The following is a 3,334-nucleotide window of genomic DNA, read 5'->3' on the forward strand; positions in this document are numbered from 1 at the left end:
GAATCGTGGACGGGGGCGCCGGCCGGTGCCACGCCCGACGCCGCTGCGCCGCCCCAGATGCCGGCCCAGCCGCCGGTCGACGTCCTGACCCAGCACCCGGCGGAGCCCGTCGGCCTCGTGATCGCCCTGGGCGGCAACGTCGGCGGGGTCGTCCCCGCCCTGCGCGCCGCGGTGCGCACCCTGCGGGAGACCGACGGCATCACCGTCACCACCGTCGCGCCGCTGGCCCGCACGGCCGCCGTCGTCGAGCCCGGCAGCCCCGAGCAGCCCGACTACCTCAACACCGTCGTTCTCGCGCAGACCACCCTCTCGCCCCGCGAAGTCCTCGCCGTCTGCCAGGGCCTGGAGGCCGACGCCGGGCGGGTGCGCACCGAGCCCAAGGGGCCGCGCACCCTGGACGCCGACATCATCACCTACGGCGGCGTCACCTCCGACGCCGCCGACCTGACTCTGCCGCACCCGAACGCGGCGCGACGCGCCTTCGTCCTGGCCCCCTGGGCGCAGGCCGACCCCTTCGCCGAGATCGGCGACCAGTACGTCGCCTCCCTCGTCGAGTCCGCCCCCGATCGTGAGGGTGTGCGCTGGCTCGCCCTCGACTGGCTCGACTCCGACCACCTGCCCGCGCTGCCCACCGGCCAGTACGTGGCGCCGCCCGAGGCCGGCGAGGACCAGCCCGATCAGCCGACCGGCGCCGGCGCCTCCGAACCCGGCGGGCTCGACGGAGCCGCGGGTGCCCCGGCCGACGAGGGACTCCCCGCCGACGCCGGGCCGGGCGACCCGTCCGCCGGGAACGGGCAGCGCCCGGCCGGGCCGGTGGCCGGCGCCGGTCAGACGCCCGTCGCCTCAGAGCCCGATCGTGAGTCCGGACAGGAGCCGACGACCCACCAGCAGACGGGCGCGCCCCCGGCCGGCTCCGCCCCGCACGCCTCCTCCGCGCCCCGGGCCGGGACGCAGGGCGAGCCCTGGTCTTCGCCCCTGGAGTGGAATGACGTCATCGGCAGGAACGGACAGGGCCGCTGATGTTCCGCACGCGCTGGACCACGGTCCTCGCGTGCTTCATCACGCCCGCGGTTCTCACGTGGGTCGTCTCCGACCTCTCGCTGCGTCATCGCGGCTGGGTCACGTCGCTGACGCCCTGGGGCGCCGGCGTGGCACTGGTGATCGCCGTCGTCGTGCTCTTCGCCGGGCTCGCCGTGCGGCGTCTGCGCGCCCACGAGCCCACATGGATCACGCCCACCGGCGCGGCCACCACCGCCGTGGCCGCACAGGCCTCGGCGATCGTCGGAGCTCTCGTCGGAGGGATCTACGGCGGGGGACTGACCACTGCGCTACTCGCCCCGCCCTCGCCCGCCATGTCCTCCCTGGCGTGGTCCGCGGGCGCCTGCCTGGCCTCGTGCGCCCTGTGGTGCGGCATCGGTCTGCTCGTCGAGCGCTGGTGCGCCATCGACGCCGACGACGATGACGACCATGACGGGCACGGTTCGGGGACCTCATCCGTGCCCGACGGCAGCGCCCCCGCCTGAGCGGTCCCGCCCGGCCGTGTGAGACGATCGACGGTATGACTGAGCCCCCCACCCGCAGCGCGCGCTCCGGGCGTCCCGGTCGGCTCGACGTCGGCATCATCTCGGCCGGACGCGTCGGCGCCGTCCTGGGCAGCGCTCTGCGTGCCGTCGACCACCGGATCGTCGGCGTGCACGCCGTCTCCGAGGCCTCCCGCGAACGCGCCGAAATGCTTCTGCCCGCAGTCCCCGTGCTCGACGTCGAGGAGATCGTCCGTCGGGCCGAGCTCGTCGTACTCGCCGTGCCCGACGACGCCCTGGCCCCCCTCGTCACGGGTCTGGCCGACCTGAACGCCTGGCGGACCGGACAGCTGGTCGTCCACACCTCCGGCCGTTACGGCACCGGGATCCTCGAGCCCGCCCGGCGCTCCGGCGCGATCCCCATCGCCCTCCATCCGGCGATGACCTTCTCCGGGTGGTCCGTCGACCTCGCCCGCCTCGTCGGCTGCCCCATGGCGGTGACCGCGCCCCCCGCCTTCGTGCCGGTCGGTCAGGCCCTCGCCGTCGAGCTCGGCGGCGAGCCCTTCGATCTCGCCGAGAAGGCGCGCCCCGCCTATCACGCGGCCCTCGCCCATGGAGCCAACCACCTCCTCACCCTCGTCGGCCAGGCCGAGCGGGTGCTCGAAGCCGCCGGCGTGGCCGATGCCGCCGCCACTCTCGGCCCGCTGCTGACCGCCGCGTTGGACCGCGCTCTGACCGAGGATACCGATGCCGCCCTGACCGGGCCGGTCGCCCGCGGCGACGCCGGAACCGTCCGTTCCCACCTCGAGGCCCTCGGCGCGCTGCGCGACGGGGAGGGTCGGCCCCTGAACGACGTCGTCGACACCTACCGGGCGCTGGCCGAGGCCACGCTCGCGCGCCGTGAGGCCACCGGGCGCCTGACCGGTGACCGGGCCGAGGCGGTGCGCACGGCGCTCACGCCCGACGAGCGCCCCCGGTGAGCGCGTCGGCCCGGCGCGGCGTCGTCGGACGCGGGGCTAGCGTGGGCTCATGACGCCGCCGACCCCGCCCGACCCCGTTGGCCGCGACCGCCTCCCCCCGCCCTCCCCCGCCGGGTGGGCACGCGGGTGGACCTGGCTCGCAGCCGCGCTGAGCTCGCCGCGGCCCTCGCCGAGGACGACGCCGGGGCGCTGCGCGCCGCGGTCATGACCATGGGGGCGCTCCACCAGGGGCATCTCGACCTGGTGGCCGAGGCGGCCCGCCGGGTCGGACCCGAGGGCGTCATCGTCGTCACCATCTTCGTCAACCCCCTCCAGTTCGCCGCGGGGGAGGACCTGGACGCCTACCCGCGAACCCTGGCCGCCGACCTCGAGGCTCTGGCCGCGGCTGTGCGCCCCCCGGACGGGGACGGGCTCGTCATCGGGCGGCTCGTCGTCTTCGCCCCCGCCCCCGAGGCCGTCTACCCGCACGGCGAGCCGCAGGTCCGTCTCGCCCCCGGGCCGATCGCCACCGTCCTGGAGGGAGCCGCCCGCCCCACCCACTTCGCCGGCGTCCTGCAGGTGGTGCTCACCCTCATGCACCTCATCGGCCCGCGGTGGGCGCTGTTCGGCCGCAAGGACGCCCAACAACTGGCCATCGTGCGCGCCATGGTCCGCGACCTGGCGGTGCCGGTCGAGATCGTGCCGGTCGATATCCGCCGCGAGGAGGACGGCCTGGCCATGAGCTCGCGCAACGCCTACCTGACGTCGGAGGAGCGCGAGCAGGCGCTCGCCCTCTCCCGCGCGCTCGCGGCCGGGCGGGAGGCGGCGCGCGCCGGCGCGGACGGCGCCGGGCTC

4 protein-coding genes are annotated in these 3,334 nt (G+C 76.2%); all 4 read left to right on the forward strand.

Annotated features, from left to right (window positions below; all coding sequences use genetic code 11):
- Positions 1-1,020 (forward strand): 2-amino-4-hydroxy-6-hydroxymethyldihydropteridine diphosphokinase (gene folK / locus HMPREF9062_RS03960; RefSeq protein ID WP_009748747.1); only part of this gene is annotated, 1,020 nt, incomplete at its 5' end.
- Entirely contained in the window at positions 1,020-1,523 is a 504-nt protein-coding gene (locus HMPREF9062_RS03965) for a DUF3180 family protein (RefSeq protein ID WP_009748748.1), read from the forward strand. The genes folK and HMPREF9062_RS03965, both read left to right, overlap by 1 nt.
- A gap of 35 nt (positions 1,524-1,558) precedes the next feature.
- Positions 1,559-2,500, forward strand: coding sequence for a Rossmann-like and DUF2520 domain-containing protein (locus tag HMPREF9062_RS03970; RefSeq protein ID WP_009748749.1), 942 nt, complete (start codon positions 1,559-1,561; stop codon positions 2,498-2,500).
- A 126-nt stretch (positions 2,501-2,626) separates the two neighbouring features.
- On the forward strand, positions 2,627-3,334 hold a 708-nt coding region (locus HMPREF9062_RS03975), incomplete at its 3' end, for a 4-phosphopantoate--beta-alanine ligase (RefSeq protein ID WP_367379026.1).

Origin of the sequence: Actinomyces sp. oral taxon 448 str. F0400, from assembly GCF_000220835.1 — a bacterium.
Classification (GTDB): domain Bacteria; phylum Actinomycetota; class Actinomycetes; order Actinomycetales; family Actinomycetaceae; genus Actinomyces.